This window comes from Bradyrhizobium sp. BLXBL-03 (assembly GCF_051853015.1).
GTDB lineage: Bacteria > Pseudomonadota > Alphaproteobacteria > Rhizobiales > Xanthobacteraceae > Bradyrhizobium > Bradyrhizobium manausense.
The window spans coordinates 6,171,823-6,196,523 of the sequence record NZ_CP182470.1 but is presented as its reverse complement, the minus strand read 5'-3'; the positions used below and the strand labels follow the sequence as shown (position 1 = coordinate 6,196,523).

The 24,701-nt window shown below is 63.8% G+C and carries 33 protein-coding genes; 20 read left to right on the top strand and 13 right to left on the bottom strand.

The genetic code is table 11. The features are described from left to right. Position 1: 1 nt before the first annotated feature. Positions 2-241, bottom strand: coding sequence for a hypothetical protein (locus tag ACNJX9_RS29685; protein WP_439405507.1), 240 nt, complete (start codon positions 239-241; stop codon positions 2-4). Here ACNJX9_RS29685 and ACNJX9_RS29680 point away from each other — a divergent pair. Then, positions 240-1,553: an MFS transporter gene (locus ACNJX9_RS29680; protein WP_057753755.1), complete on the top strand. Its 1,314-nt coding sequence runs from the start codon at positions 240-242 to the stop codon at positions 1,551-1,553. The two genes, ACNJX9_RS29685 and ACNJX9_RS29680, sit on opposite strands and share 2 nt — an antisense overlap. Before the next feature lie 31 nt (positions 1,554-1,584). Here ACNJX9_RS29680 and ACNJX9_RS29675 read toward each other — a convergent pair whose 3' ends face one another. Together ACNJX9_RS29675 and ACNJX9_RS29670 are read right to left on the bottom strand one after the other, a co-directional pair. Further along, positions 1,585-1,911 carry a hypothetical protein gene (locus ACNJX9_RS29675; protein ID WP_057753752.1) on the bottom strand — a complete coding sequence of 109 codons (327 nt, stop codon included), beginning with the start codon at positions 1,909-1,911 and terminating at the stop codon, positions 1,585-1,587. Between the two features lie 212 nt (positions 1,912-2,123). After that, entirely contained in the window at positions 2,124-2,348 is a 225-nt protein-coding gene (locus ACNJX9_RS29670) for a hypothetical protein (RefSeq protein WP_439405505.1), read from the bottom strand. Positions 2,349-2,632: 284 nt separating this feature from the next. Between ACNJX9_RS29670 and ACNJX9_RS29665 the strand changes: the two genes are divergently transcribed. From ACNJX9_RS29665 to ACNJX9_RS29645, 5 genes are all read left to right on the top strand, one after another. Next, positions 2,633-3,592 carry an N-carbamoyl-D-amino-acid hydrolase gene (locus ACNJX9_RS29665; RefSeq protein WP_439405503.1) on the top strand — a complete coding sequence of 320 codons (960 nt, stop codon included), beginning with the start codon at positions 2,633-2,635 and terminating at the stop codon, positions 3,590-3,592. Between the two features lie 347 nt (positions 3,593-3,939). Beyond that, entirely contained in the window at positions 3,940-4,494 is a 555-nt protein-coding gene (locus ACNJX9_RS29660) for a TetR/AcrR family transcriptional regulator (RefSeq protein ID WP_439405501.1), read from the top strand. Between the two features lie 69 nt (positions 4,495-4,563). Next, positions 4,564-5,757 (top strand): MFS transporter, encoded by a 1,194-nt coding sequence (locus ACNJX9_RS29655; RefSeq protein ID WP_439405499.1) that lies wholly within the window; start codon positions 4,564-4,566, stop codon positions 5,755-5,757. Positions 5,758-5,897: 140 nt separating this feature from the next. Continuing rightward, positions 5,898-6,317, top strand: a complete 420-nt coding sequence (locus ACNJX9_RS29650; RefSeq protein ID WP_439405498.1) for a DUF4118 domain-containing protein — start codon at positions 5,898-5,900, stop codon at positions 6,315-6,317. Between the two features lie 134 nt (positions 6,318-6,451). Next, positions 6,452-6,649, top strand: a complete 198-nt coding sequence (locus ACNJX9_RS29645; RefSeq protein WP_220000877.1) for a hypothetical protein — start codon at positions 6,452-6,454, stop codon at positions 6,647-6,649. Here the strand turns inward: ACNJX9_RS29645 and ACNJX9_RS29640 are convergent. Next, positions 6,604-7,005: a hypothetical protein gene (locus ACNJX9_RS29640; RefSeq protein ID WP_439405496.1), complete on the bottom strand. Its 402-nt coding sequence runs from the start codon at positions 7,003-7,005 to the stop codon at positions 6,604-6,606. The genes ACNJX9_RS29645 and ACNJX9_RS29640 overlap by 46 nt on opposite strands. 256 nt (positions 7,006-7,261) lie before the next feature. Here ACNJX9_RS29640 and ACNJX9_RS29635 point away from each other — a divergent pair, with 256 nt between their 5' ends. After that, entirely contained in the window at positions 7,262-7,474 is a 213-nt protein-coding gene (locus ACNJX9_RS29635) for a hypothetical protein (protein ID WP_057753734.1), read from the top strand. A gap of 131 nt (positions 7,475-7,605) precedes the next feature. Here ACNJX9_RS29635 and ACNJX9_RS29630 read toward each other — a convergent pair whose 3' ends face one another. Further along, the gene (locus ACNJX9_RS29630) at positions 7,606-8,439 is read right to left on the bottom strand and encodes a universal stress protein (protein WP_439405494.1); all 834 of its coding nucleotides are present in this window, start codon (positions 8,437-8,439) and stop codon (positions 7,606-7,608) included. Between the two features lie 212 nt (positions 8,440-8,651). On the opposite strand from ACNJX9_RS29630, the gene ACNJX9_RS29625 reads away from it, so the two are divergent. Continuing rightward, the gene (locus tag ACNJX9_RS29625; protein WP_439405492.1) at positions 8,652-10,199 is read left to right on the top strand and encodes a Do family serine endopeptidase; all 1,548 of its coding nucleotides are present in this window, start codon (positions 8,652-8,654) and stop codon (positions 10,197-10,199) included. Positions 10,200-10,473: 274 nt separating this feature from the next. Continuing rightward, a complete protein-coding gene (locus tag ACNJX9_RS29620) occupies positions 10,474-10,836 on the top strand; it encodes a hypothetical protein (RefSeq protein WP_057753897.1) in 363 nt (120 codons plus the stop codon). A gap of 11 nt (positions 10,837-10,847) precedes the next feature. Here the strand turns inward: ACNJX9_RS29620 and ACNJX9_RS29615 are convergent, their stop codons facing one another. Next, positions 10,848-11,129: a DUF6496 domain-containing protein gene (locus ACNJX9_RS29615; RefSeq protein ID WP_057753728.1), complete on the bottom strand. Its 282-nt coding sequence runs from the start codon at positions 11,127-11,129 to the stop codon at positions 10,848-10,850. Positions 11,130-11,205: 76 nt separating this feature from the next. After that, complete coding sequence (locus ACNJX9_RS29610) at positions 11,206-11,436, bottom strand: DUF3072 domain-containing protein (protein WP_439405491.1); 231 nt, start codon at positions 11,434-11,436, stop codon at positions 11,206-11,208. A 114-nt stretch (positions 11,437-11,550) separates the two neighbouring features. Here ACNJX9_RS29610 and ACNJX9_RS29605 point away from each other — a divergent pair, with 114 nt between their 5' ends. The 4 genes from ACNJX9_RS29605 to ACNJX9_RS29590 all read left to right on the top strand — a co-directional run bounded on the left by ACNJX9_RS29605 (position 11,551) and on the right by ACNJX9_RS29590 (position 12,878). Then, the gene (locus tag ACNJX9_RS29605) at positions 11,551-11,760 is read left to right on the top strand and encodes a hypothetical protein (protein ID WP_057753724.1); all 210 of its coding nucleotides are present in this window, start codon (positions 11,551-11,553) and stop codon (positions 11,758-11,760) included. A gap of 24 nt (positions 11,761-11,784) precedes the next feature. Next, complete coding sequence (locus ACNJX9_RS29600; RefSeq protein WP_271597148.1) at positions 11,785-11,994, top strand: hypothetical protein; 210 nt, start codon at positions 11,785-11,787, stop codon at positions 11,992-11,994. A 35-nt stretch (positions 11,995-12,029) separates the two neighbouring features. Then, a complete protein-coding gene (locus ACNJX9_RS29595) occupies positions 12,030-12,230 on the top strand; it encodes a hypothetical protein (RefSeq protein ID WP_057753718.1) in 201 nt (66 codons plus the stop codon). Positions 12,231-12,317: 87 nt separating this feature from the next. Continuing rightward, on the top strand, positions 12,318-12,878 hold the full coding sequence (locus ACNJX9_RS29590; RefSeq protein ID WP_057753717.1) for a type 1 glutamine amidotransferase domain-containing protein: 561 nt from the start codon (positions 12,318-12,320) through the stop codon (positions 12,876-12,878). Positions 12,879-12,946: 68 nt separating this feature from the next. Here the strand turns inward: ACNJX9_RS29590 and ACNJX9_RS29585 are convergent, their stop codons facing one another. Together ACNJX9_RS29585 and ACNJX9_RS29580 are read right to left on the bottom strand one after the other, a co-directional pair. Continuing rightward, positions 12,947-13,183, bottom strand: coding sequence for a hypothetical protein (locus tag ACNJX9_RS29585; protein WP_057753714.1), 237 nt, complete (start codon positions 13,181-13,183; stop codon positions 12,947-12,949). A gap of 95 nt (positions 13,184-13,278) precedes the next feature. Beyond that, positions 13,279-13,494 carry a hypothetical protein gene (locus ACNJX9_RS29580; protein ID WP_245317202.1) on the bottom strand — a complete coding sequence of 72 codons (216 nt, stop codon included), beginning with the start codon at positions 13,492-13,494 and terminating at the stop codon, positions 13,279-13,281. Here ACNJX9_RS29580 and ACNJX9_RS29575 point away from each other — a divergent pair. Then, on the top strand, positions 13,487-13,912 hold the full coding sequence (locus ACNJX9_RS29575; RefSeq protein ID WP_439405490.1) for a hypothetical protein: 426 nt from the start codon (positions 13,487-13,489) through the stop codon (positions 13,910-13,912). The genes ACNJX9_RS29580 and ACNJX9_RS29575 overlap by 8 nt on opposite strands. Here ACNJX9_RS29575 and ACNJX9_RS29570 read toward each other — a convergent pair. Together ACNJX9_RS29570 and ACNJX9_RS29565 are read right to left on the bottom strand one after the other, a co-directional pair. Continuing rightward, positions 13,909-15,402 carry an HWE histidine kinase domain-containing protein gene (locus ACNJX9_RS29570; protein ID WP_439405489.1) on the bottom strand — a complete coding sequence of 498 codons (1,494 nt, stop codon included), beginning with the start codon at positions 15,400-15,402 and terminating at the stop codon, positions 13,909-13,911. The two genes, ACNJX9_RS29575 and ACNJX9_RS29570, sit on opposite strands and share 4 nt — an antisense overlap. 14 nt (positions 15,403-15,416) lie before the next feature. Continuing rightward, positions 15,417-21,710 (bottom strand): HAMP domain-containing protein, encoded by a 6,294-nt coding sequence (locus ACNJX9_RS29565; RefSeq protein ID WP_057753702.1) that lies wholly within the window; start codon positions 21,708-21,710, stop codon positions 15,417-15,419. 292 nt (positions 21,711-22,002) lie between these two features. On the opposite strand from ACNJX9_RS29565, the gene ACNJX9_RS29560 reads away from it, so the two are divergent. Further along, positions 22,003-22,299, top strand: a complete 297-nt coding sequence (locus ACNJX9_RS29560; protein WP_057753699.1) for a hypothetical protein — start codon at positions 22,003-22,005, stop codon at positions 22,297-22,299. Between the two features lie 4 nt (positions 22,300-22,303). On the opposite strand, the gene ACNJX9_RS29555 is transcribed toward ACNJX9_RS29560, so the two are convergent. Beyond that, positions 22,304-22,816: a DUF4142 domain-containing protein gene (locus tag ACNJX9_RS29555; RefSeq protein ID WP_439405488.1), complete on the bottom strand. Its 513-nt coding sequence runs from the start codon at positions 22,814-22,816 to the stop codon at positions 22,304-22,306. Between the two features lie 197 nt (positions 22,817-23,013). Here ACNJX9_RS29555 and ACNJX9_RS29550 point away from each other — a divergent pair, with 197 nt between their 5' ends. The 3 genes from ACNJX9_RS29550 (at position 23,014) to ACNJX9_RS29540 (ending at position 23,767) form a co-directional block, all read left to right on the top strand. After that, the gene (locus ACNJX9_RS29550; protein WP_439405487.1) at positions 23,014-23,208 is read left to right on the top strand and encodes a hypothetical protein; all 195 of its coding nucleotides are present in this window, start codon (positions 23,014-23,016) and stop codon (positions 23,206-23,208) included. Positions 23,209-23,344: 136 nt separating this feature from the next. Then, positions 23,345-23,476: a hypothetical protein gene (locus tag ACNJX9_RS29545; protein ID WP_271597155.1), complete on the top strand. Its 132-nt coding sequence runs from the start codon at positions 23,345-23,347 to the stop codon at positions 23,474-23,476. An 84-nt stretch (positions 23,477-23,560) separates the two neighbouring features. Further along, positions 23,561-23,767, top strand: a complete 207-nt coding sequence (locus ACNJX9_RS29540) for a hypothetical protein (protein ID WP_057753694.1) — start codon at positions 23,561-23,563, stop codon at positions 23,765-23,767. Positions 23,768-23,903: 136 nt separating this feature from the next. On the opposite strand, the gene ACNJX9_RS29535 is transcribed toward ACNJX9_RS29540, so the two are convergent. Continuing rightward, complete coding sequence (locus ACNJX9_RS29535; protein ID WP_057753691.1) at positions 23,904-24,152, bottom strand: hypothetical protein; 249 nt, start codon at positions 24,150-24,152, stop codon at positions 23,904-23,906. A 173-nt stretch (positions 24,153-24,325) separates the two neighbouring features. Between ACNJX9_RS29535 and ACNJX9_RS29530 the strand changes: the two genes are divergently transcribed. Together ACNJX9_RS29530 and ACNJX9_RS29525 are read left to right on the top strand one after the other, a co-directional pair. Then, the gene (locus tag ACNJX9_RS29530; RefSeq protein WP_439405486.1) at positions 24,326-24,520 is read left to right on the top strand and encodes a hypothetical protein; all 195 of its coding nucleotides are present in this window, start codon (positions 24,326-24,328) and stop codon (positions 24,518-24,520) included. Further along, positions 24,504-24,698, top strand: coding sequence for a hypothetical protein (locus ACNJX9_RS29525; protein ID WP_057753888.1), 195 nt, complete (start codon positions 24,504-24,506; stop codon positions 24,696-24,698). The genes ACNJX9_RS29530 and ACNJX9_RS29525 overlap by 17 nt, the downstream gene beginning before the upstream one ends. Positions 24,699-24,701 lie beyond the last annotated feature (3 nt).

The following is a 24,701-nucleotide window of genomic DNA, read 5'->3' as shown; positions in this document are numbered from 1 at the left end:
GTCACGCCATCGGCGGAAATCCGCCGATGGCGGCTGTCGCATCGGCGGATTCCTGCCGATGCTCGTGCCCCGCGAGGTCGTCCTCCCCGGGAAATGCAGGCAATTCCCGCAGTTTTCCGCATTTCCGCATGTCACTCACGATTGGCATGGCCGTTGCTGAAGCAGCGACGAAGCCATCCGGTTTTCCAATAAATCTGCGGAGGAATGTCGTGAGTTCACAGGAAGCCTCGATCCAGACCATGGCTGCGCCCGTCACGGAGACGCGCGCGAAGGCCGCCGACATGAAGCGCCGGCTGCGCGCGATCTTCATCGGCTCGGTCGGCAATCTCGTCGAGTGGTACGATTTCTATGCCTATGCGGCGTTCTCGCTCTATTTCGCCAAGGCGTTCTTCCCCGATGGCGACGAGGTGGTGCAGCAGCTCAATGCGGCGCTGCTGTTCGCGGCGGGCTTTCTGGTGCGCCCGCTCGGCGGCTGGCTGTTCGGCCATCTCGCCGACCGCCATGGCCGGCGCAATGCACTGACGCTGTCGGTCGTGATGATGTGCTTCGGCTCGCTGGTCATCGCGGTGACGCCGACCTACGCTTCGATTGGTCTTGCCGCTCCCGTCGTCCTCGGCCTTGCACGGATCCTGCAGGGGCTGAGTCTGGGCGGTGAATACGGTACCAGCGCCACCTATCTCAGCGAGGTCGCCGACGAGAAGAACCGCGGCTTCTACTCCAGCTTTCAATACGTGACCCTGATCGGCGGTCAGCTCTGCGCCATCCTCGTGCTGCTTCTGCTGCAGAAGGTCTTTCTCTCGACCGACGAGATCCGCGCCTGGGGCTGGCGTGTGCCGTTTGCATTCGGCGCCGTGCTGGCGGTCGTCGCCGCCTTGATGCGGAGCAACCTTCACGAGACCGATGCCTTCAAGACCAGCCGGGTCACCGTGAAGAAATCCGGCTCGATCCGCGCGCTGCTGAACTATCCGCGCGAGCTGATGCTGGTGGTGGGGCTGACCATGGGCGGCACGGCGGCATTCTACACCTACACCACCTATATGCAGAAGTTTCTCCGCCTCTCGGTGAAGCTGACCGACGACCAGACCACCATGGTGACGGCGGGCAGCCTCGTCTTCGCGATGGTGTTGCAACCGGTCTATGGTGCGATCTCCGACCGCATCGGTCGCAAATGGCTGCTGATCGGCTTCGGCGTATCAGGCACGCTGTTCACGATTCCCCTGTTGACGACGCTGCAGGCGGTTCACGATGGGTTTTCCGCCTTCCTGCTGATCGCCGCCGCCTGGATGATCGTGTCGGGCTATACCGCGATCAACGCGGTGGTGAAGGCCGAGCTGTTTCCGACCAGCGTCCGCGCGACGGGGGTTGGGGTGCCCTATGCGCTCACCGTCTCGATCTTCGGCGGCACCGCCGAATCCATTGCGCTGTGGTTCAAGTCCATCGGTCACGAAAGCTGGTTCTACTGGTACCTGACCGGCTGCATCGCGGTGTCGCTGCTGGTCTACCTGACCATGCGGGACACCAGGACGGAGTCGGCGATGGACCGTCACGAATAGGCCGGGGCACTATACCGGCGGTGGGACGGTCTCACCGCCGCGCCACCAGCATGCCCAGCAGAAATGCCACCATCAGTGATGGCAGCGGGGCCTCGCGCACCATGCCGCGGACGATGTCGGACCAGTGCTGCTCGGGGACGAGCCCTGGCGACCTGATCCGGGCCGTCGGCGCGATGCCCCACTGTGACGCGAGTTCGGCGATCTCGCTTGAGGCCAGACGCACGCCGTCACGCACGCGGAAGATCGCGGCCTCCGCGCGCTCGCGCGGCGCGAGCAGCATCACGGTTGCGACCGCCGTGCGCAGCGTCATCTCGCCAAAACCTTGCAGCCTCACCGACTCCTCCGGTTCGGATATCATGCAAAAATCCTCACAGGGCGAAGTGGCGCGCGATGGTGAAGGCCGCCGTCGCGCACAGCACCAGCGTGGAAACCGCGCCGGCCACGCCTCGCGCGAAATGAGCTCGCGTCAGATGCCTGGACATGATCTTGCTCCATGCTTCACCATGCCAATGGCGGGGCGGAGCGTTGGTTCCGCACGCTGTGCCGAATTCGTCCTGCGCGCCGGCGCGGTTACTTTCGCAGCAATTCCCGCAAGGCCGCCGTCGCCTCGGCGCAGCGGATGTCGTCGATCTCCCTGGACAGGCTGAGCGCGCTCGCTTTCAGCTCTTCCAGCTTCCAGCTTTCGGGATGCTGGCTCTCGAGCTGGCTGAGCCGCTTGTTCAGATCGTCCAATTTGGATTGAAGCTGCCCGATGCTGGCGGCTCCATTCACGTTCCAAACGCGTTGTGCACGCATCGTCGTTCCCCTGACTTGTCTCACGACGTTGTGAGCAGGGTTCGTGGCCGCAATGGGCGTTTCTTTTGTCCGGTCTTAGATCGTTGGGAACCGTTGCAGATAGGCAACGAAAGTTGCTGGAATGCCTGATAGCGCCGAAATTCCTTGCGGCGTCAGATCGAACAGGCGCGGAATGTGCATGCTCCCGGCTGGATGCGCCCGGCCGGACATGCTCGGCTGGATATGCGCGACCGGATATTTGCGGCGGGGCTCGGGAAAACCGGTGAGCGAATGAGGGCAAACGCGTGGCGAGATTTTTGACCGTTGCAGCCGGCCAGCTTGGTCCGATCGCGAGACGCGAGACTCGGGCCGAGGTCGTGGCGCGGCTGATGGCGTTGATGCGCCAGGCCAAGGCCAATGGCTGCGATCTGATCGTCTATCCCGAGCTCGCGCTGACCACGTTCTTTCCGCGCTGGTATTTTGAGGATCAGTCCGAGATCGACAGCTTCTTTGAACGCGAGATGCCGGGGCCGGAGACGCAGGCGCTGTTCGATCTCGCGCGCGAGAGCGGCATCGGCTTTTGTCTCGGCTATGCGGAGCTCGCGGTCGAGGCTGGTCGCGTCCATCGCTACAACACGTCGATCCTCGTCGACAAAAGCGGCGCGACGCTTGCGAAGTACCGCAAGGTGCATCTGCCCGGTCATGCCGAGCATGAGCCCTGGCGCAAGTTTCAGCATCTGGAGAAGCGCTATTTCGAGCCCGGCTCCGGCTTCGGCGTCACCACCGCCTTCGGCGGTATGATGGGAATGGCGATCTGCAACGATCGCCGCTGGAGCGAGACCTACCGGGTGATGGGCCTGCAGGGCGTCGAGATGGTGATGATCGGCTACAACACGCCGGTGCACAATCCGCCGGCGCCGGAGCACGACGATCTCTCGCTGTTCCACAATCATCTGGTGATGCAATCGGGCGCCTACCAGAACGGCACCTTCGTGGTCGGCGTCGCCAAGGCCGGCGTGGAGGAGGGCGTCGATCATATCGGCGGCAGCTGCATCATCGCGCCATCAGGCGAGATCATCGCGCGATGCACCACCAAGGGCGACGAGCTCGCGCTCGCCCGCTGCGATCTCGATCTCTGCAACTCCTACAAGCGCACCACCTTCAATTTCGATGTTCACCGCCAGCCGCGGGCATACGGGATGATCGTGGAACGGAAGGGCGTGACGACCATGGCTGACGGGACGCCGGTGAGGCCGAAGGGGTGATCGCTCTCGCCTTCGTCATTCCGGGCGCTTAGCTGCGCTTGCAATGAAGCAGCGCACATGACTTTGCGACCGCCACCCTGAGGTGGCCGCTTCTTCAGCGGCCCTCGAAGGGCGACTGCCCAGCTCCATCCGGGCCGTGCATCCTTTGAGGCTCCCCATGGGACGCTTTGCGTCCCATGCCTCGCACCTCAGGATGACGGGTCAACCAACGCCTTCATTGCCCCACCCCGATCACAACCAATTGTCTTTATTTGGAAACGATCATTCCCTATTATCCCGCAATGCAAAAGGTCGCCCGAAAATCCGAGCCGTCAGCCCATCCCCCCGGTCGGCCCCGGGAGTTCGACATGGACACCGCGCTGGACGGCGCCATCAGTGTGTTTTGCGAGCGCGGTTATCATGCGACCTCGATTGGAGAGCTGACGGCGGCCATGCGGCTGGCGACCGGGAGCGTCTACAAGGCGTTTCGCGACAAGCATGCCGTCTTCCTTGCCGCCTTCGAGCGCTACGTCGCGGTGCGGAGCGAGCAGACCCGAAGCGCGGCCGCGCGCGGCGCCAATGGCCGCGAGCGGGTGCGCAACGTGCTGCACTCCTATGTCGAGCACTCGCAAGGCGCAGAGGGGCGACGCGGCTGCATCGTGGTCGGCAGCGCGGTCGAGCTGTCGGCGGTCGATCCGGCGATGCGTGCGCGCGTCACGGCGCAGCTCAAGACCAACGAAAGCTTCATCGCCGGCCTGATTCGCCAGGGCCAGGCCGACGGCTCGATCCCTGATCATGTCGACGCCGACGATACCGCGCGGCTGATGATCTGCATGACGCAGGGGCTGCGCGTGGTCGGCAAGGCGCGCCTGCCGCTCGACGGCGAGCGCCTGGTCGGCGTCGCGCTGAAGCTGCTTGCCTGAGATATTGCCGCATTAGGAAATGAACGTTTCCTATATGGAATCGTCTATGGAAGTCCTGGAGAGTTTGGAATGACGATGAATGCCACGATCGAGACCGCGCCCCAGCCGGATGCGGTATCGCGACGACTGACCTTCGTGCTTGCCGCGGCCTGTGGCATGGTCGCCGCTAATATCTATTATGCCCAGCCGCTGATCGCCCCGATCAGCGCCGCGCTCGGGCTGTCGCATGCGGCGGCCGGCCTGATCGTGACCATGACGCAGATCGGCTATGGCACGGGGTTGCTGTTTATCGTGCCGCTCGGTGATCTCGTCGAGAACCGCACCTTGATCTGCACCGTCATCGCGCTCGGTGCGGCGGCGCTGGTGGCGGCCGGCTTTGCCACCCACGCGCTGCCGTTCCTGATCGCGGCGCTGTTCATCGGCCTCGGCTCGGTCGCGGTGCAGATCATCGTTCCCTATGCCGCTCATCTGGCGCCGGAAGCCGTTCGCGGCAGGGTCGTCGGCAATGTCTCCACCGGATTGATGCTCGGCATCATGCTGGCGCGGCCGGCCTCGAGCTTCGTCACCGCGGCGCTGTCCTGGCATGCGGTGTTCTTCTGCTCGGCGGCATTGATGATCGCGCTCATCGTCGTGCTTCGCCTCACCCTGCCGCAGCGCAGGCCGGTGGCGCGGATGCATTACGGAGCGTTGCTGCTGTCGATGCCGCATCTGGTGCGGACGATGCCGCTGCTGCGGCGCCGCGCGCTCTACCAGGCGGGCCTGTTCGGCGCCTTCGCCCTGTTCTGGACGGTCGTGCCGCTGCAGCTTGCCGGCCAATTCGGCTTCACCCAGAGCGGCATCGCGCTGTTTGCGCTCGCCGGCGTGTCAGGCGTGTTCGCGGCGCCGATCGCAGGTAGGCTCGCCGATCACGGCCACAGCCGCATCGCCACGCTTGCGGCGATGCTGTTCGTCGCCCTCGGCTTCCTCGTCACGCATGTCGGCGCGGCCGGATCGATGCTCAACCTCGCCTGTTTGGTTGTCGCAGCGATCGCGATCGATTTCGGCGTGCAGGGCAATGTCGTGCTCGGCTTCCGCGCCATCTTCGTGCTCGGACACGAGCACCGCAGTCGCCTCAACGGCCTCTATATGGCGACGTTCTTCGCCGCCGGTGCGGCCGGATCCGCGGTCGGCGCCTGGGCCTTCGCGCAAGGCGGCTGGACGCTGGCCTCGGCCATTGGCCTTGCACTGCCGGCCGCGAGCCTGATCTATGCCACGACCGAGTAGCGGTACGATTGTGTGACGCAGCCAGCCGTTTACCAGCCTCGGATGACCGGGCCTGGGCGCCCAATTTGCGCCTCGCAGATTCCCTGCAGCTGTAGTACTTTGGTCGCAAGCGGCCTGGTTAAGGGCGGCGGGGAGGCCCTATGAGGCGTGCGGGACTGGTTGGCGTACCGCGAGTACGGCCATGGTCGTGGCAGGCGTTTCTGCTCGGACTTATTGCGGTCGCGGTGTCGGCTGCGCTTCAAGCTATCTGCGCCGCGCTCGGCGCGGAACTCTATTTCGCAACGTTCCTGCCCAGCCTGTTCGTGCTCGGTCTCGTTGCCGGTGCGCCGGCGGCCATCTTCGCAGCTCTACTCACCGTTCCACTGGTCTGGTGGGCATTCATGCCGCCGGTCTTCGAGATCTCGCCGCTCACCGCTGCCGACGCCGATTCCATCAACCTGTTCTTCCTGCTTGCCGTACTCCTGATCGGCCTTGCCGATCTCTGCCGCAAGGCCATGGCGATCGTCAGCCGTGGCGGGTTGAAGTCGCCGGGCGAGAGCGCGGCAACGAATTCTCAATAGAGGGTGATGCGCGATCAGGCCGTTGCGCGCGCGCAACAGTCCGGCAACCATCCATGCAGCCGGATCGCGCCGCTAACTTTTCGAAAAAGATTTGGCCGCAATTTCTCCCGCGGGAACACGAGGGAGTTTTCGTCATGAACGGGCACGCCATTTTCGAGAACGTGCGCCGCTATCGCGGCATCGCATCGCTGTACCGCCAGACCGCAGCGTTTCGTCCGAGCCAGCGCTGGTCGCTGTTGGAGCAGGCCAGCGAGTGGGAAGCCCGCGCGCTGTCGGAGCTGGAAGCCTATTTCGCCGCGCGGGCCGATTTCGCCACGCCGCGCGCCGCCTGATCGTTAACCATCGCCGGCATGCATGCCGGCAGGATACGTGGGCCATACGGAGTTACGGCGTCGGCCCGGCATGCTAGCCATTCGCCGACCAATTCCATCACGACGACCGGGCGCGCGATGACCACCTTCAACCGCATCTTCACCACTGAGCGTCTGCTCCAGATCATAGTCATTCTGGCGGCGACGATCGCCATGAAGCTGATGGGCTGAAGGCGGCACCATCGCTCGCCCGAAATCGGGTACTTCGGGCAGATCGTTCGGGCCCTCTGCACATTCCGGTCGTCGCCGAAGGGGTGGAGACGGAGGCGCAGCGCGCCTTCCTGGAAGGCGAGGCCTGCGAGGAAATGCAGGGCCATCTCATCGGGCGGCCGGAACCGATCCAACGCTATTTCGATTTGATCGGCGTCAATCTCGAACGCCGGCGTTACGCTTAAAAGTATGACGAATGCCGCGCTCGGTTTCGCTGACAGGAACCAATGTGCGTCTGCACATTTCTTTCGAGCCCCCAGAGGTTAATCGGGCTGGCGCACGCAGAAAATGTTTTGCACAATCGCCATCGACCTGACGCAAATCAGGGCAATAAGCCCGGTGTAAATGCGAGGGAGGGTTATCATGGAGAACGTACGTCGCTACCGCGCGCTGGCGTCCCTCTGTCGCCAGCAGGCTGCCTATCGGCCGCTGCAGAACTGGCAGCTGCTCGGTCAGGCCGAACATTTCGAACATCTCGCCGAGATCGCGCTGAAAGCGCATTTCGAGGCGTGCAATGCGCAGCGCGAAGACGACGCGATCGCCGCCGCGGCATGGGAGACGTCGGCTGCGGCGTGACGCCAGCCGTTTGCATCTTCGCTAAAGCGGAATGCGTTTTGATTGAATCGACATAATCCACGCGCTCTGATCACCTCTGCCGTTGGGGAGAGGTGATGCCGGGCGTCGATCGAACCCAACGTCATCATGCTCTAATGCGACATCAGCGTAGGGACGGTCATGGCTTCCAGCATGGCGCGCGTGACGCCGCCGAGAAAGCGCTCCTGCAAGCGGGAATGGCCGTAGCCACCCATCACCAGCAGATCGAGGTTTTCGTCGGCTGCCAGCGACAGGATGGTCGGCTGGATATCGGCGCGTGTGGCCGACAGGCTGATCGTGCGGGGCGAGAGGCCGCGCCGTCCGAGGTGCTTGGCCAGATTGTTCGCCGAGGCGTCGGGGGCGCTGTCGCCCTCGTTGATCGCAATGATCGCGATCTCCTCGGCGCGCGCGAGGAATGTAGCTGCATCGCGGAGCGCACGCGCCGCGACGCGGCTGCCGTCCCAGCAGATGCCGATCCGCTTCGCCTTGAAGGCCCCGCGAAAGGTGTATGGAAGGAACAGCACCGGACCACCGGCCTGGAACAGAATCTCGCGCGGGACCTCGTTGTCGAACGTCACCTGCTCGGGATCCGGTTGAAGCACGATGCTAAGGTCGTGCAGCCGCGCCATCTCGCCGAGTGAACCGGCTGCATCCACCGGAATCGCGCCGAGCGGGTGGCAGGTGCAGGAGATATCGGCGTTGCCCGCTTCGCTCCTGAAGACGGCAAGCGCGGCTTCGGCCCGCTCGACCGCGCGTTCGCGTTCCATCTCGAACACGGCCGCCACGGCAGCACCGCCCTCCATCACGTAGGCCGTGGTGCTTGCGACATAGCCGACCGCGACCGCATCGACATGGGCATTGAGGCTGGCTGCGAGCGAGACCGAGCCATCAATCACGGCGCGCATCGGTCGTTCGGTCGGGATGTGGACGAGAATGTCTTTGTACATGGCGGCGTCTCCGATGGACATCATCCGATGGAAGAAGTGTTTCACCGCCAGCAGGGCTCGCGTTGAGCTGCATCAAATCTTCGACGAGGATGGTGCCCTGCGGCCGCCCGCCGCACTTTCTTTGCCAAGAATTAATCGCGTGGACGGGACGCCGTAAGGTGACGATGTCCATGTTGGGTGCAAGGCGACTTACCCAACATGGACATTTCGACATGATCGATCGCGTCAATTCCGACACCACCAGGACCCCTACAATTTTGAGGCCGCGCCGGCTCGCGCTGCTTGGCACCGTGGCCGCGCTGGGCGTGGCCGTGCTGGCGGCTTCTCCCGTTTCAACGCCGTTCGGCGTGTCCTCCCTGATTTCGCCTGCGCAGGCCGCTGAAAGCGCCGCAACGCCGCAGGGCTTCGGCGACCTCGTCAGCAAGGTCAAGCCGGCCGTCATCTCGGTGCGGGTGAAAATCGACCAGGACAACGACAAGAGCGCGATGCTGCAACAGAACCGGATGGATCAGGACGAAGAGTCCCCGTTCGACCAGTTCTCGCGGCAGTTCGGCTTCCTCGGCCCCGGCGGCATGAACGGCATGCCCCACCAGCGGCACCAGATGGTCACCGGCGAGGGCTCCGGCTTCTTCATCTCGGCCGACGGCTATGCCGTGACCAACAACCATGTCGTCGACCACGCCCAATCCGTTCAGGTGACGATGGACGACGGCACGATCTACACCGCGAAGGTGGTCGGCACCGATCCGAAGACCGATCTCGCGCTGATCAAGGTCGACGGCAACAAGGACTTTCCGTTCGTGAAATTCTCCGACCAGAAGCCGCGGATCGGCGACTGGGTGGTCGCGGTCGGCAATCCGTTCGGCCTCGGCGGCACCGTGACGGCCGGCATCGTCTCGGCCAGCGGTCGCGACATCGGCAACGGCCCCTATGACGACTTCATCCAGATCGATGCGCCGATCAACAAGGGCAATTCCGGCGGGCCGGCCTTCGACATGAACGGCAACGTCATTGGCGTGAATACCGCGATCTACTCGCCCTCGGGCGGATCGGTCGGCATCGGCTTCGACATTCCGGCCTCGACCGCAAAGCTCGTCGTCGCGCAGCTCAAGGACAAGGGCGCCGTCACCCGCGGCTGGCTCGGCGTCCAGGTGCAGCCGGTGACCGCGGAGATCGCCGAGAGCCTTGGCCTGAAGGCGGCCCGCGGCGCGATCGTCGACAATCCGCAGGATGGCAGCCCGGCGGCAAAGGCCGGCATCGAGGCGGGCGACGTCATCACCGCGGTCAATGGCACCGCGATCAAGGATTCCCGCGATCTCGCCCGCACCATCGCCACCCTGGCGCCGGGTACGTCCGTGAAGCTCGACGTCGTCCACAAGGGCGACAGCAAGACGGTGACGCTCGCCCTCGGCGAGCTGCCGAACGAGCGGCAGGCCAAGGCAGGCAATCAGTCCGATGACGGCAAGACCCAGCAGACCGCCGGCACGCCGCGTCTCGGCCTCAGCCTGGCGCCATCAGGCGAAGTCCAGGGGGCCGGGCAGAAGGGCGTCGTGGTCACCGAAGTCGATCCGCAGGGACCGGCCGCGCAGCGTGGCATCCAGACCGGCGACGTCATCCTCAATGTCGGCGGCAAGGCTGTTTCCAACGTCGCGGAGGTCCGCTCCGAGCTGGCGCAGGCCAAATCATCAGGCAAGAACAGCGTGCTGTTGCAGGTGAAGAGTGCGGAGGCGACCCGGTTCGTCGCGGTGCCGCTCGCCTGATCTCGCGAGCCTGACGGCAAATTCAAAAGGCGGCCCTTCGGGCCGCCTTTTTCGTGCGCGCCTCTCGAGATACCCACAGGCTGCCGATAACATTCTCGTTAACGGCAGCAATGATGACGGGTTCGTCCGAAAAAGCCGCGTTCGCTGGTCAAACTTCGCCAATACTGTTGCGCTTCGGCGGCAATGAAGCCGCAGAGGCAAGTTGCAGGAGTGGAACTTCGGACGTCCGGCTGATTTGTGGAACCGGCCGATGTCCGTATTGATCGGTGCCGACATGGATCGATTGAAGCTCTCGCTGAAGCTCGGGCTGCTCGTCGCGCCCTTCCTGCTGTCGACCGGAAGCGCCTTGGGTCGTGATGACGGTCGCTTCACGGACTCGCCGCTCAAACCCTGGTTCGACAGCTTGCGCAGCCATCTTGGTCCGTGCTGCTCGGATGCCGACGGCGTTGCGGTGGCCGATCCCGATTGGGACTCGCATAATGGTCACTACAGGGTGAGGCTCGATGGAGTATGGGTCGAGGTCCCCGACGAAGCCGTGATCACCGAGCCAAATCGGGCCGGCCGCACCATGGTCTGGCCGGTCAAGACGGTGTTCGGCGTTTCGATCCGCTGCTTCATGCCCGGCAGCATGATCTGACGGCGGCCAGCTCACCGCCTGGAGGATTTGCGCTTCGAGCTCTTCTTGCTCGTCTTTTTCTTGCTCGTCTTTTTCCTGGACGTCTTTCGCTTCGACGCCTTCTTCGGCACCTTCTTGCCTTTCTTGCGCGCTTTCGACAGGCCGATCGCAATCGCCTGCTTGCGGCTCTTTACCCGTCCGCCGCGACCGCCGCGTCCGCTCTTGGCGGTGCCCTTCTTGTAGCGCCGCATCTCGCTCTCGACATCGCTGCCGGAGCTACGTGAATAGCGGCGCTTCTTTGCCTTGCGTGCCATCAGCTCTCTCCCATGGCTCTGCAAGAAAACAGGAGTGCTGACCCAATGTTCCAAAAGCGCCCGGCGACAGACCTCTTCAGAAAGAATTCGCGAGCTCGATCTCTGCCTCCAGGATCTGGATGCGGCGTGCGGCTTCGGCAAAGGAGAGATCGCGATCGTATTGCGCGGGCTGGTAGGCCTCTTCACTCAGCCGCTTCAGCCGCTGCCCCTGCGCCCGGGTCATCTGCTCCATCAGAAAAGCCTTGGCGTCCGGAAGAGCCTTGGCGTTCGGAAAAGTCTTGGCGTCGTATTTACCCTGAACCTGCATCTCGCTCTCCATCCTGTATTCGTGGCTTGACTATATGTTCTTATTTTGTTCTAACAAGTCATGGACAACAGAATTAATGAAATTCGACGTAAAATCAGCGTCTTGAGGCTGGAGATGGCGGATGTCGAAGCGTCCGTGCGCGATCTCATCAATCGCGACCGCGATTGCAGCGAACGGGCCCAGGCGCAGATCCAGCTGCGCCGGAAGATCAACCTGCTGATCAGCGAATGGAAGGCCGCGGGCGGCGGCGAGGTGTTGCCCGACATCCGCGACCGGGTGCATCTGCGTCCGCTGAAGAACGAGGACAGGCCGGTACGCCGCTGAGGCGTTGGTGGAGGGAGGCTGGCCGTGGAGGAAGACCCGGACACATACCGGATTCTGAGACTGCGCGCCGAGATCCTCGAATTGGGCTCCGCCATCCGGCAATTGCAGCGGGAAGGCCTCGACGACGCCGCCGCCCAGCTCCTGATCGCGCGCAAGCGGGCCCAGCTCGATCAACTCGTGAAGACGAGCTCCGTAGTCCATTCCCTTAACATCCCTGACATCCGACGCAGCTAAGGCGGTCGCGCGACGCGACCTGCCGGAGTTCGTCCATGCCCGATGCCGAAATGGCCGCCTTGCTGCAGGCGGTGCTCGATGAAGTCTGCGCAGACGTGCCCGCGTGGGACACGACGACGCGCGAGCGCGTTGCGATCAGATTGCGGGCGACCGCACGCCAGGACCGCTGCTCATTGCAGGATCTGAAGCGGGCTGGGCGGGACGCGCTGACCCGCGCGCCGACGATGTGGCGGTGAGGGACGTCCCGATGTGAATGCTGTTTCAGGAACGATCGCACCGCGCCTGATTTGACTGCGACCATCCCGAAACAGAAGGAGTGTTCCATGGAGCTCAGCGGCAAGACCATTGCGATTCTCGCCACCAATGGCTTCGAGCAGTCGGAACTGGAGGTGCCGCGCGACCGCCTGAAGAAAGCCGGCGCGACGGTTCACGTGATCTCGCTCGCGGAAGGGGAGATCAAGGGCTGGGACATGAAGGACTGGGGCCGGCCGGTGAAGGTCGACAAGACACTCGATCAGGCCGTCAGCACCGACTACGACGCAATCGTTCTGCCCGGCGGGCAGATCAATCCCGACCTCCTGCGCGTGGAGCCCAAGGCGCTGGCCTTCATCAAGGAGATCTTCAACGCCAAGAAGGTCGTCGCTGCCGTCTGCCATGCGCCTTGGCTGCTGATCGAGACCGGCATCGCCAAGGGCCGCAAGATGACGTCCTACAAATCGATCAAGACCGACGTGATCAACGCCGGCGCGTTGTGGGAAGATTCGCAAGTGGTGGTCGACCAGGGCGTGATCACCTCGCGCAATCCCGGCGATCTCGAAGCCTTCAGTGCCAAGATCATCGAAGAGATCAAGGAAGGGCGCCACAGCCAACGCAGCGCAGCGTGAGCGCACTGCTCACGCGCAACGAGAAGCCCCGCGTCGCCGCGGGGCTTCTTATTGCCGTAAGCCCGCGCTTACTTGCTCTGGCCGTTCTGGGGCGCGGTCATGCTGCCACCGTGATCGCTGCCGGGGCCAGAACCGCCCTGGCCGGACGGATCGGGCGGAACGGTCTTCTTCATGTTCGCTCCCGTGGTGGTCTGCGACATGGAGGAGGAGTGATGCTTCTTGTGCGACTTGGCCTGCGCAGCGAACGGCGCGGCGGCAAGGCCGGTGGCCAGCATCACGGCAAGAGCGAGCTTGATCGTCTTCATGAAAGGGAACTCCCTGAGTTGAATCGACGCAGGAGCAACCGCCATTTGCCGCAGGAGTTCCGAAGAATATTCGTCGCGCGCGTTTCGCGCCCGCTTCACGTTTCCTTGTTCTCGTTGAGGATGAATACGACGCCCGTCAACGAGGCGCCGATGGCAAACGTCATCACCATCGTTGCAACAAACACCAGGGCCGCCGCACGCCCGCCATGGTTCAGCAATTCCGCAACCGCGGGATTGGCCAGAATGAGTGCGAGCGTGAACATCAGACCGAGTGCAGCGCCCATCATCGCATGGGTCATCAGCTTGATCACGCCGGTGGGAGAGATCAAACTTGGCGATCTGTTTGGCGACTTTTTTGCGCGCATGGAACTGCCGATCGATCTGGCATGCAAACGCGGGCCGTCATGGCGAGGTTCCATTGCGCATAAAGGATTTGTCATCATCCGCTTCATCGGACGTTCATGCCGGCCTTGCCAGGATGTACGCATCAACACGGGAACATCAGCCATGGGTAAGGTGGTCTTTCTCTATCGATCGCTGGCCTACCGTAACGCGGCGGCCGACATATTGCGCAAGGCGCGCAAGCTGCCGCGTGGTGCAGACCGCAGCGCGGCGCTCCGCTACGCGAGGGCGCTGCGCGATCTCGCGCAAACGGAAGCCTGGCTCGAAGGGCGCATCGCCGATGAACCGCGGTCGATATCGCGGCTGAAGGTTGCCGCGTCGCGTTAACCCGACGCGCGCTGAAGCTCGGGGGAGCTGTTGGTCTCGAACTTGTCCTGCGCCGTCGCTGTCGCCGCACTCTTGTGCGTCAAGGGGACTTCGAGACGGCACAGCAAGCCCTCCGAACGCCAATCGAATTGCGCCTGTCCGCCAAGCTGGGATTCGACGCTGGCGAGCAGGCTTCTTGTTCCGAAGCCGCGCGATTTCGGCGTCCTGACCATCGGCCCGCCGGTCTCGTCCCACGTCAGGATGAGGAGGTCGTTGTCGGCCTGCCAGCTGATCGCGAGCCGCCCAGACCGCGTCGAGAGCGCGCCATACTTGGCCGAGTTGGTGAAGAGCTCGTGCAGCGCCAGGGCCAGCGTCTGCGCAGTGGCCGGCACCAACTGCACTTCGGGACCTGCCAGCTTGATCTGTCCGCCGAGCGAGTAGGGCGCCAGCTCCTCCTCGATCAGCTTGGAGAGCTCGGCGCCCTGCCAGCTCGACAAGGAGAGGATGGTGTGCACGCGCGCGAGCGCATTGATGCGTCCCTCCACGGCACTGACGTAAGCCTTGACCTCGTCGGCGCGGGTGAGGCGCACGATCGACTGCGCCAGCGCCAGCGCATTCTTGGCGCGGTGATCGACCTCGCGCGCCAGCAGGTTCTGGCGTTCCTCGGCCCGTTTTCGTTCGGTGATATCGACGGTGACGCCGCTCACCCGCACGACGCGACCGTTCGCATCCGCGGATGCGGCCGCCGTGCCGACGCACCAGCGCACCTCGCCGTCGGGCCGAACGATGCGGAATTCGGTCTCGTAGGCGCGCGTTCCTTTGTTGAATTCGGCGATGGCCTTGCGCAGCTGATCGACGTCGTCTGGATGTAACAGTGCCTGAACGTTGACCGGGTTGACTTCGAAGTTCTCGGGGCTCACGCCAAAGATGCGATATTGCCCGTCGTCCCACATCCAGTCGCCGCTGACCCAATCCCAATCCCAGGATCCCATCTTGCCGGCGGCGATCGCCATGGTGCGTCGCTCTTCGCTCTCGCGCAGCTTGGCGGTCGAATTCTCCAGCTCGGCGGTACGGGCGCGGACGCGATCCTCGAGATCCTGGTTCAGCCGTTCGAGCTCGCGCGTCTTGCGATAGAGCTCGGCAAACACCTTGACCTTGGCGCGCAGCACTTCCGGGATGACAGGCACGGGGACGTAGTCGACCGCGCCCATCTCGTAGCCGCGCAGGCGGTCGATGTCGCTGACCTGAATGGCCGAGATGAAGATCATCGCGGTCTTCTGGAAGCGCGGATGCTCGCGGATCATGGCGGCGAGCTCGAAGCCGTCGAGCTCGGGCATGCAGACGTCGACCAGAATCACCGCGATCTCGGTCTTGAGCAGCACCTCCAGCGCCTCCCGGCCGGACGAGGCGACCACGAGATTCTCACCGAGCTCCTTCAGGATCACCTCATAGGCGAGCAGCTTGGCCGGCTGGTCGTCGACGAGGAGGATGTTGACCTTTTCGTGGTCCATTCTCGGATCCAAACTCAACGGTGCAGCCACATGCGGATCGCAAGCAGCAATTGGTCGGTGTTGACTGGCTTTGCGAGATAATCGGAGGCTCCTGCCTCCAGGCATTTCTCGCGGTCGCCCTTCATCGCCTTCGCTGTCAGCGCGATGATCGGCAGGCGCAGGAAGGCCGGGTTCTCCCGGATCACGCCGATGGTCTGATAGCCATCCATCTGCGGCATCATGATGTCCATCAGCACGATGGCGATCTCCGGGTTGGATTCGACCAGCGCCACCGCCTCGCGCCCGGTGGTCGCCGTCAGCACCTTCATGCCGCGCCGTTCCAGCACGCTCGACAGCGCGAAGATGTTACGGGCGTCGTCGTCGACCAGCAGCGCAGTCTTGCCGATCAGGTCCTCGTCGGAACTGTTGAGCTTCTCCAGCATGCGCTGCTTCTCGACCGGCAGCTCGGTGATCACGCGGTGCAGGAACAGCGCGGTTTCATCCAGCAGACGTTCGGGCGATTCCACGCCCTTGACCACGATGCTGCGCGCCATGGTGTGGAGTTCCGCATCTTCTTCCGCCGACAGCTCGCGGCCGGTGAATACGACGACGGGAACGTTCGACAGCGCCTCGTCGCGCCGGATCTGGTCCAGCACCTCGAAGCCGCTCATGTCGGGCAGACGGAGGTCGAGCACCACACAGTCGCAAGGGGCCTCGCGAAGCATCGAAAGCGCGCCGGCACCGGTGTCGGTGGTCACGATCTCGATGTCGTCGTGGTGCAGCAGCTCGCGGATCGACAGCTGCTCGGCCTCGTTGTCCTCGACGATCAGGAGCCGTTTGCGTCTGGGACGCGCATATTCCTTGATCTGGGTCAGCGCTGCGGCAACGCCCTCGGTCGTCGTCGGCTTGTTGACGAAGGAGAAGGCGCCGCGTGCCAGCGCATGCTGGCGGTCCTCGTCGAGCGTGATGATCTGCACCGGGATGTGGCGCGTCAGCGGATTGTGCTTGAGCTGGCTCAGCACCGTCCATCCGAGCATGTCGGGCAGGAACACGTCGAGCGAAACGGCGCTCGGTTGATACTGCTTCGCAAGTTCAAGCGCCTCCGCGCCGCGCGCGGCGACCAGAACCTTGAAACCCTTGTCCCGCGCGAGGTCGACCAGAATCCGCGCGTAATGCGGGTCGTCCTCCACGATCAGGAGGATGCTGTCGCCGGGCTCGATGTTGAGGCGGTCGTCGGGCAGCTGCTCGATGGCACGCTGTTGCTCCGGCGCGGCCGGCTGCAGCGCCGGCGGCTGGTTGTATTGCTGTGCTGCCGGCGCGCGCGGTGCCTGCGTCGGGCCGGAATATTTCAGCGGCAGATACAGCGTGAAGGTCGAGCCCTTGCCCGGTGAGCTACGCAGGTGGATTTCACCGCCGAGCAGGCTCGCGAGCTCGCGGCTGATGGCAAGGCCGAGACCGGTGCCGCCATATTTGCGGCTGGTGCCGGCGTCCGCCTGCTGGAACGCCTCGAAGATCAGCTTCTGCTTCTCCAGGGGGATGCCGATGCCGGTGTCGGAGACCTCGAAAGCGATCACGGCCGGTGCGGAGTTCAGCACCGGGTGATCGGTGCCCCAGCCGCCGAGCGCGCCGGCGACCTTGAGCCGCACCTCGCCTTCGGCGGTGAACTTGAAGGCGTTGGAGAGCAGGTTCTTCAGCACCTGCTGCAGGCGCTTGGAGTCGGTGACGATGCTGCGGGCGAGGTTCGGATCGACGTCGATCTTGAACGACAGGTTGCGGTTCTCCGCCTCGTGCCGGAACGGCCGCCCGACCGTCTCGAGCAGGTTGGCCGTGAGGATTTCCTCGGCATCGACAGTCACCGTACCCGACTCGATCTTGGAGAGATCGAGAATGTCGCTGATGAGGTTGAGCAGGTCGGTGCCGGCGCCGTGGATGGTGCGGGCGAATTCGACCTGTTTGGGCGAGAGGTTGCCGTCCGGGTTGTCGGTGAGCTGCTGTCCCAGGATCAGGATAGAGTTCAGCGGCGTGCGCAGCTCGTGGCTCATATTGGCCAGGAATTCCGACTTGTACTTCGAGGTCAGCGCGAGCTCGGTCGCCTTTTCCTCGAGCGCGCGGCGGGCCTGCTCGATCTCCTGGTTCTTGCGCTCGACCTCGACGTTGCGCTCGGCGAGCTGCTGCGCCTTCTGCTCGAGCTGGTCGTTGGTCTGCTGCAATTCGCGCTGTTGCGTCTGCAGCTCGCCGGCGAGCTGCTGCGACTGCTTGAGCAGGCCTTCGGTCTGCATCGTCGCTTCGATCGAGTTGAGCACGATGCCGATGGAGTCGGTGAGCTGCTCCAGGAAAGTCATCTGCGAGGTCGTGAACGAGGTGAGCGAGGCGAGCTCGATCACCGCCTTGACCTGGCCCTCGAACAGCACCGGCAGCACCACGAGGTTCTTCGGTGCGACGCGCAGCAGCGCCGAGTTGATCGGCACCACGTCGGCGGGAATGTCGGAAACCAGGCGTGGACGCCGGTCGACGGCGCACTGGCCGATCAGGCCGTCGCCGAACTGCAGCACGCGCTGATAGGGATAGACGCCATCGCCGGCATAGGAGGCGAGCAGCAGCAGCTGCGGGCTGTCTTCGTTCTCGACCTGGTAGATCACGCCGGTGTGCGCGTTCACCAGCGGCGACAGCTCGGTCAGCAGCAGCCGGCCGACGGTGGCGAGATCGCGCTGGCCCTGCAGCATGTTGGTGAACTTGGCGAGGTTGGTCTTGAGCCAGTCCTGCTCGGTGTTCAGCTCCGTCGTCAGACGGAGGTTGGTGATCATGGTGTTGATGTTGTCCTTCAACTCCGCGACCTCGCCGCGGGCGTCGACCTGGATCGATCGCGTCAGATCGCCCTTGGTCACGGCGGTCGCCACTTCCGCGATCGCGCGCACCTGGGAGGTGAGGTTGGCCGCCAGCAGGTTGACGTTGCCGGTCAGATCCTTCCAGGTGCCGGCCGCGCCGGGCACGTCGGCCTGACCGCCGAGGCGGCCTTCGACGCCGACTTCGCGCGCCACCGACGTCACCTGGTCGGCGAAGGTCGCCAGCGTCTCGGTCATGTTGTTGATGGTGTCGGCCAGCGCCGCAACCTCGCCCTTCGACTTCACGGTGAGGTTCTGCTTGAGGTCGCCGTTGGCGACCGCGGTCACCACCTTGACGATGCCGCGGACCTGCTCGGTCAGGTTTGCCGCCATGAAGTTGACGGTGTCGGTGAGGTCCTTCCACGTGCCGGCGACGCCGGGCACCTGGGCCTGACCGCCGAGCTCGCCCTCGGTGCCGACCTCGCGCGCCACGCGCGTCACTTCGCCGGCAAACGCGTTGAGCTGGTCCACCATTGTGTTGATGGTGTTTTTCAGCTCGAGGATTTCGCCCTTCACGTCCACGGTGATCTTGCGCGACAGGTCGCCGCGCGCCACGGCGGTGGTGACTTCGGCGATGTTGCGGACCTGCGTCGTGAGGTTCGCCGCCAGCAGGTTGACGTTGTCGGTGAGGTCCTTCCAGGTGCCGCCGACGCCGGGCACGACGGCCTGACCGCCGAGCCGGCCTTCGGTGCCGACCTCGCGCGCCACGCGCGTCACTTCAGCGGCGAAGGAGCGGAGCTGCTCCACCATGGTGTTGAGGGTGTCCTTCAGCAGCAGGATCTCGCCGCGGACGTCCACCGTGATCTTCTTGGAAAGGTCGCCGCCGGCGATCGCGGTCGCGACCTCGGCGATGTTGCGCACCTGCGCCGTCAGGTTCGAGGCCATGAAGTTGACGTTGTCGGTGAGGTCCTTCCAGGTGCCGGCAACACCGGGCACCTCCGCCTGGCCGCCGAGCTTGCCTTCGGTGCCGACCTCGCGCGCGACGCGCGTCACTTCGCCGGCGAAGCCGTTGAGCTGGTCCACCATGGTGTTGATGGTGTTCTTCAGCTCGAGGATTTCGCCCTTCACGTCCACGGTGATCTTGCGGGACAAGTCGCCGCGCGCCACGGCCGTGGTCACTTCGGCGATGTTGCGGACCTGGGCGGTGAGGTTGCCCGCCATCGAGTTCACGCTGTCCGTCAGGTCCTTCCAGGTGCCGGCGACGCCGGGCACGTTGGCCTGGCCGCCGAGACGGCCTTCGGTACCGACCTCGCGCGCCACGCGCGTCACCTCGCCCGCGAAGCGGTTGAGCTGGTCGACCATGGTGTTGAGCGTGTCCTTCAGCTGAAGGATTTCGCCGCGCACGTCCACCGTGATCTTGCGCGACAGGTCGCCGCCGGCGATGGCGGTCGCGACCTCGGCGATGTTGCGGACCTGGGCGGTGAGGTTGCCCGCCATCGAGTTGACGTTGTCGGTGAGGTCCTTCCAGGTGCCGGCCACACCAGGCACTTGCGCCTGACCGCCGAGCTTGCCTTCGGTGCCGACCTCGCGCGCGACGCGGGTGACTTCGCCGGCGAAGGCGTTGAGCTGGTCCACCATGGTGTTCAGCGTCTCCTTCAGCTGAAGGATCTCGCCCGACACGTTCACCGTGATCTTCTTCGACAGATCGCCCTTGGCGACCGCGGTCGCGACTTCGGCGATGTTGCGGACCTGGCCGGTCAGGTTCGAGGCCATCGAGTTGACCGAGTCCGTCAGGTCCTTCCAGGTACCGGCGACACCGCGCACCTGGGCCTGGCCGCCGAGCTTGCCTTCGGTGCCGACCTCGCGCGCCACGCGCGTCACTTCGCCGGCGAAGGCGTTGAGCTGGTCCACCATGGTGTTGATGGTGTCCTTCAGCTCCAGGATTTCGCCGCGCACGTCCACCGTGATTTTCTTCGACAAGTCGCCGCCGGCGACCGCCGTCGTCACCTCGGCGATGTTGCGGACCTGCGCCGTCAGGTTCGACGCCATCGAGTTGACGCTTTCCGTGAGGTCCTTCCAGGTGCCGGCGACGCCGAGCACGTTGGCCTGGCCGCCGAGCCGGCCTTCGGTGCCGACCTCGCGCGCCACGCGCGTCACTTCGCCGGCGAAGGCGTTGAGCTGGTCGACCATGGTGTTCAGTGTTTCCTTCAGCTGAAGGATCTCGCCCGACACGTTCACCGTGATCTTCTTCGACAAGTCGCCGCCGGCGATGGCGGTGGCGACGTCGGCGATGTTGCGGACCTGAGCGGTCAGGTTCGACGCCATGAAGTTGACGTTGTCGGTGAGGTCCTTCCAGGTGCCGGCCACACCGGGCACCTGGGCCTGGCCGCCGAGCTTGCCTTCGGTGCCGACCTCGCGCGCCACGCGGGTCACTTCGGAAGCGAACGAGTTGAGCTGGTCCACCATGGTGTTGATGGTGTCCTTCAGCTCCAGGATTTCGCCGCGCACGTCCACGGTGATCTTGCGCGACAAGTCGCCGCGCGCCACGGCGGTCGTCACGTTGGCGATGTTGCGGACCTGTGCGGTGAGGTTGCCGCACATCGCGTTGACGGAGTCGGTCAAGTCCTTCCAGGTGCCGGCAACGCCGGGCACGATGGCCTGGCCGCCGAGCTTGCCGTCGGTGCCGACTTCGCGCGCCACGCGCGTCACTTCCGAGGCGAAGGAGCGCAGCTGGTCGACCATCGTGTTGATGGCTTCCTTGAGCTGAAGGATCTCGCCGCGGACGTCGACGGTGATCTTTTTCGACAGGTCGCCGTTGGCGACCGCGATCGTCACCTCGGCGATGTTGCGAACCTGGTTGGTCAGGTTGTTCGCCATCGAGTTGACGCTCTCGGTCAGGTCCTTCCAGACGCCGGTCACCTCAGGCACCTGGGCCTGGCCGCCGAGCTTGCCTTCGGTGCCGACCTCGCGCGCGACGCGCGTCACCTCGGAGGTGAACACGCCGAGCTGCTTGATCATCGTGTTGACAATGGTCGCCGATTGCAGGAATTCGCCGCGCAGGGGGCGGCCATCGACGTCGAGCTTGACCGTCTGAAGCAGGTCGCCCTGCGCCACGGCCGCCACGGCGCGCGTCACCTCGCGCGTCGGCCAGAGCAGATCGTCGATCAAGGTGTTGACGGACCCTTCCATGTCGGCCCAGGAGCCGGAGGCGAGGCCGAACTTGACGCGCTGGCGCGTCTTGCCTTCGCGTCCGACCACCTGGCCGACCAGCTCGAGCTGCTGCGCCATGCGCTGGTTGGCTGCGATGATTTCGTTAAGAGTGTCGGCGATCTTGCCGTCGATGCCGAGATAGTCGCCGCTCATGCGCACGGAGAAATCGCCGCTGCGCATGGCCTGGAGCGCGAGCAGCAATTCCTGCCGAGCATCCGGCTCTGAGGTGCCATTGGGTTTGGGTTTTGGAACGCGACGACCGGAGCGTGATGCAGTTCCGGGATCGAGGTCGCTCATATTGATTCCCCCGCAAGCGTCCGCCGAATCCTATGGCGTGACGCGCCTGATCAAACTTAGAGCGTCAGCCAAATTCGAAATCAAGCGCCAAGGTAGCGACGCCGCATTGGAACCTGCCGTGCTCAGCCCGACGAAGCTAACGGCGAAGAGTATCGAGAGTTCCATCCGATTAGCTAAAAGTTCTTCGACCCTTAAGGGGGCGGGCGATGTTCCGGTTTCGAAACCCAGGGCCCTGGCTTTAGGAACGCCGGGACAGGTCCTGAGGTTAGCCTGCAAAAGAGGGAGAGCGCATATGAAAGCGGGATTGAGCGTCCTCATCGCCGCATTATTCGCAACGGGATCTGCGCTGGCGCAGGCTGGCGCGCCCAGCGGGCGCGGGGCCGTAACAGGAGATCCAGCCGCCAGCTCCGCCACGCCGCAGGCGGATTCGCAGACCACGGGGACCGCCACCAGGACGAACCCCAGTGGCAGCGGCACCTCGACCTCGGGCGGCAAGGACGCCAATGGCGACGCCGGGCGGGACAACATGCCCGACAGCGATCGCACGGTGCGTCCGATGGATCAGCAACCTCATCCGCACGACAAGTAAGGCACTACTTGTCGGCCATGGTGCGCTCGGCGTCCTTCAACTGGGCGCGCAGCAGGGGAAGGTGCTCCCGTGCAAAGGCTGCGAGCGCGGGATTGTCAGGCGTCCTCAGATAGCGCTCGAGCAGGGCGATCGCGGACTCGTATTCGGGGATCTGGGCGGCATAGAAAGTTCTGACATAGGCCGGCCCCTCGGCATCATCGGGTTTTGCGAGGCTGATGCCGGTTGATGTCGCCTTGCTCAGGCGCGGCTCGGCGCCGATCGCGTCCTGAATCTCCTTCAGCGTTTGGTCGCGCTTGGCCGCCTCCTCGGCGCGAAGTGCGGCGAGGTTCTTGACTTCCGCATTGCCCTTGAGGTCGGTACTCTCCAACAGGCCCTGCTGGAATTGGCTGAAACTGTAGAGGCCACTGATGAGCTCGGTGGCGTCAGGCACACGATCTCCGCGCATTTGCTCGCCGGTGCTGTCGGCAACGGCCGCGGTGCTGATGAAGGCCAGGATGATCGCGACAAATATCCGCATGATCATTCAATGACCTGTAACGTGCAAAGTTCCGGCGGAGGTTACGATCCCGTTAGAGCATGATCCGGAAAAGTGTGCAGCGGTTTTCCGAAAAGATCATGCTCAAACAATAACCTAACGCGCGATGAGGGATTCATCCTGATCCCATCGCGCTTCAGGCGGTTGCGGGCGCCGGGTTCCGTACCCACGTCTAAGGCATGAAACAGTCTGATATCTTCAGGGACAACGCAGAGAACTGCCTGCAATTGGCCGAGCGCTCGGAAGGGCGGCCCGCCTATAACAGATACTCGCGCATGGCGGATGCCTGGACGGCTTTGGCGAAAGAGCAGGACTGGCTCGACGGCGAAGTCCCACCCATCAAGGTCAGCGTCGTGCAAAGCCACGGCGTCTGAAGCCAAGGCCGTCTGACGGCTGCCTTTGTCGTGGATCTGCGTGTGAGGCGGCTCACGGAATGAGCTGCAGAAATCAACGATCATGCTGGAATAGTCGGTCGCATTGATTTTTCGATTCCAGAAGGAGGTTCTTGCGATGGCTCCGCGTCTGGCACTTCTCTCACTCATTCTCGCATTTGGCGTCTCCGTCGCATTTGCGACGGTGACGACGATCCGGCAGGTTCATCAGGAAAACGCATCCGTGGCGGTGCACGCGGCGCACAGCTAGCACTGCTTCCTCTCGCGCTCGTAGGAACATTCGGTGCATGGAGGCGTAAGCGCTTCGAAGCATCGGAAGAAGCGAGAGGATCTCATGGCACATTCCGACCACGGCATCGTCAAGGACAAGCGCGGGGAGGATCAGCCGCGCGACAAGCACCGCGCGCAGACCGTGCACAAGACAAACGAAACCGGCTCGCCATCGCGCGAGGCGACGCGCGATCCCAAGCTCAACGACGACAGCAAGACGCCGGGCTCAGGCATGACGCCGGATGATTCCGGCGCTGCTCCGAGCGGCTAATCTTTCACGAGGAACGAATCGTCCTGCGAAGAGTCGAGTGATTGCTTCCGGTGACATGCCCCCGGTGCTCCGGAAGCAATCTCCAAGGACGGCCCTGGCACCCCCCGTGCCGGGGTCGTTTGCTGTGAGGCCGTGATCAGCCCTGGGTGCCGTTTTCGGGATCGTTCTGAGTGTGCCCCTCCGGTCCGCGCCCGAATACGCCGAAGCTGCTCGACTTGACCCCGGGTATTGCATCAACGCCAACGGCGGCCAGTCCCGACTTGAGAAGTTCGCGGACCGCTGCCGCACGCGTCGGCATGCGGTGCTTGAACCGGAAATCGTCAACCGCGGCCAGCTCTTCCGGAGAAAGCATGACCTGGAGACGCTCGGCGCGAAGGTCATTCATGGTCGATCACACAAAGTGAGTAAGTTGAGTAGTTTGTTCAACGGGCGAGATCGGCGCGGGTTCCACAAGAGTCGTAAAATCCTCCAAATGAGTAAAAATACTCAATAAAATCAAGAAGTTAATATTGAAACGAGTCGGGCTTTGGCGCATTCTCCTGTCAAGGGAGATGGGCCATGACAGATGAAGTCAGGTTACCCCGCAAGCTTTCCGATGAGCCCGAAGGACCAAAGCCGGTGCGTCCGAGCCACCAGAAGGTCATCGAGCAGATCGAGCGCTGGGCCAACAGCCCGGGCCTGCAACCCCCAAGGAAACCTCCAAGGAAACCTCCAAGGAAACCCCCAAGGACAGATGATGCGAAAACGATCTGAGCCCCATACGTTCGAACAGCGTCTCCATGAGCAGAGGCTTCGGCTTGAGGATGAGCTGGCGCACCTGCCGGACGGTGGTCAGCGCGATGCCCTCGCGGCCCGTATCGATCAGTTGAAAACGGCAGCCGAGATGTACGATTTCCTCAAGTTGGGGGAAGCGGCAGCGGCTGCTCGCTGATCG

Excerpts from the sequence above, each read along its gene's own strand:
- ACNJX9_RS29680 (WP_057753755.1), top strand. The coding sequence starts at position 240 with ATGGCTGCGCCCGTCACGGAGACGCGCGCGAAGGCCGCCGACATGAAG.
- ACNJX9_RS29685 (WP_439405507.1), bottom strand. The coding sequence starts at position 241 with ATGGTCTGGATCGAGGCTTCCTGTGAACTCACGACATTCCTCCGCAGA.
- ACNJX9_RS29675 (WP_057753752.1), bottom strand. The coding sequence starts at position 1,911 with ATGATATCCGAACCGGAGGAGTCGGTGAGGCTGCAAGGTTTTGGCGAG.
- ACNJX9_RS29670 (WP_439405505.1), bottom strand. The coding sequence starts at position 2,348 with ATGCGTGCACAACGCGTTTGGAACGTGAATGGAGCCGCCAGCATCGGG.
- ACNJX9_RS29660 (WP_439405501.1), top strand. The coding sequence starts at position 3,940 with ATGGACACCGCGCTGGACGGCGCCATCAGTGTGTTTTGCGAGCGCGGT.
- ACNJX9_RS29655 (WP_439405499.1), top strand. The coding sequence starts at position 4,564 with ATGACGATGAATGCCACGATCGAGACCGCGCCCCAGCCGGATGCGGTA.
- ACNJX9_RS29650 (WP_439405498.1), top strand. The coding sequence starts at position 5,898 with ATGAGGCGTGCGGGACTGGTTGGCGTACCGCGAGTACGGCCATGGTCG.
- ACNJX9_RS29645 (WP_220000877.1), top strand. The coding sequence starts at position 6,452 with ATGAACGGGCACGCCATTTTCGAGAACGTGCGCCGCTATCGCGGCATC.
- ACNJX9_RS29640 (WP_439405496.1), bottom strand. The coding sequence starts at position 7,005 with ATGGCCCTGCATTTCCTCGCAGGCCTCGCCTTCCAGGAAGGCGCGCTG.
- ACNJX9_RS29635 (WP_057753734.1), top strand. The coding sequence starts at position 7,262 with ATGGAGAACGTACGTCGCTACCGCGCGCTGGCGTCCCTCTGTCGCCAG.
- ACNJX9_RS29630 (WP_439405494.1), bottom strand. The coding sequence starts at position 8,439 with ATGTACAAAGACATTCTCGTCCACATCCCGACCGAACGACCGATGCGC.
- ACNJX9_RS29625 (WP_439405492.1), top strand. The coding sequence starts at position 8,652 with ATGATCGATCGCGTCAATTCCGACACCACCAGGACCCCTACAATTTTG.
- ACNJX9_RS29620 (WP_057753897.1), top strand. The coding sequence starts at position 10,474 with ATGGATCGATTGAAGCTCTCGCTGAAGCTCGGGCTGCTCGTCGCGCCC.
- ACNJX9_RS29615 (WP_057753728.1), bottom strand. The coding sequence starts at position 11,129 with ATGGCACGCAAGGCAAAGAAGCGCCGCTATTCACGTAGCTCCGGCAGC.
- ACNJX9_RS29610 (WP_439405491.1), bottom strand. The coding sequence starts at position 11,436 with ATGCAGGTTCAGGGTAAATACGACGCCAAGACTTTTCCGAACGCCAAG.
- ACNJX9_RS29605 (WP_057753724.1), top strand. The coding sequence starts at position 11,551 with ATGGCGGATGTCGAAGCGTCCGTGCGCGATCTCATCAATCGCGACCGC.
- ACNJX9_RS29595 (WP_057753718.1), top strand. The coding sequence starts at position 12,030 with ATGCCCGATGCCGAAATGGCCGCCTTGCTGCAGGCGGTGCTCGATGAA.
- ACNJX9_RS29590 (WP_057753717.1), top strand. The coding sequence starts at position 12,318 with ATGGAGCTCAGCGGCAAGACCATTGCGATTCTCGCCACCAATGGCTTC.
- ACNJX9_RS29585 (WP_057753714.1), bottom strand. The coding sequence starts at position 13,183 with ATGAAGACGATCAAGCTCGCTCTTGCCGTGATGCTGGCCACCGGCCTT.
- ACNJX9_RS29570 (WP_439405489.1), bottom strand. The coding sequence starts at position 15,402 with ATGGACCACGAAAAGGTCAACATCCTCCTCGTCGACGACCAGCCGGCC.
- ACNJX9_RS29565 (WP_057753702.1), bottom strand. The coding sequence starts at position 21,710 with ATGAGCGACCTCGATCCCGGAACTGCATCACGCTCCGGTCGTCGCGTT.
- ACNJX9_RS29560 (WP_057753699.1), top strand. The coding sequence starts at position 22,003 with ATGAAAGCGGGATTGAGCGTCCTCATCGCCGCATTATTCGCAACGGGA.
- ACNJX9_RS29555 (WP_439405488.1), bottom strand. The coding sequence starts at position 22,816 with ATGCGGATATTTGTCGCGATCATCCTGGCCTTCATCAGCACCGCGGCC.
- ACNJX9_RS29550 (WP_439405487.1), top strand. The coding sequence starts at position 23,014 with ATGAAACAGTCTGATATCTTCAGGGACAACGCAGAGAACTGCCTGCAA.
- ACNJX9_RS29545 (WP_271597155.1), top strand. The coding sequence starts at position 23,345 with ATGGCTCCGCGTCTGGCACTTCTCTCACTCATTCTCGCATTTGGCGTC.
- ACNJX9_RS29540 (WP_057753694.1), top strand. The coding sequence starts at position 23,561 with ATGGCACATTCCGACCACGGCATCGTCAAGGACAAGCGCGGGGAGGAT.
- ACNJX9_RS29535 (WP_057753691.1), bottom strand. The coding sequence starts at position 24,152 with ATGAATGACCTTCGCGCCGAGCGTCTCCAGGTCATGCTTTCTCCGGAA.
- ACNJX9_RS29530 (WP_439405486.1), top strand. The coding sequence starts at position 24,326 with ATGACAGATGAAGTCAGGTTACCCCGCAAGCTTTCCGATGAGCCCGAA.
- ACNJX9_RS29525 (WP_057753888.1), top strand. The coding sequence starts at position 24,504 with ATGCGAAAACGATCTGAGCCCCATACGTTCGAACAGCGTCTCCATGAG.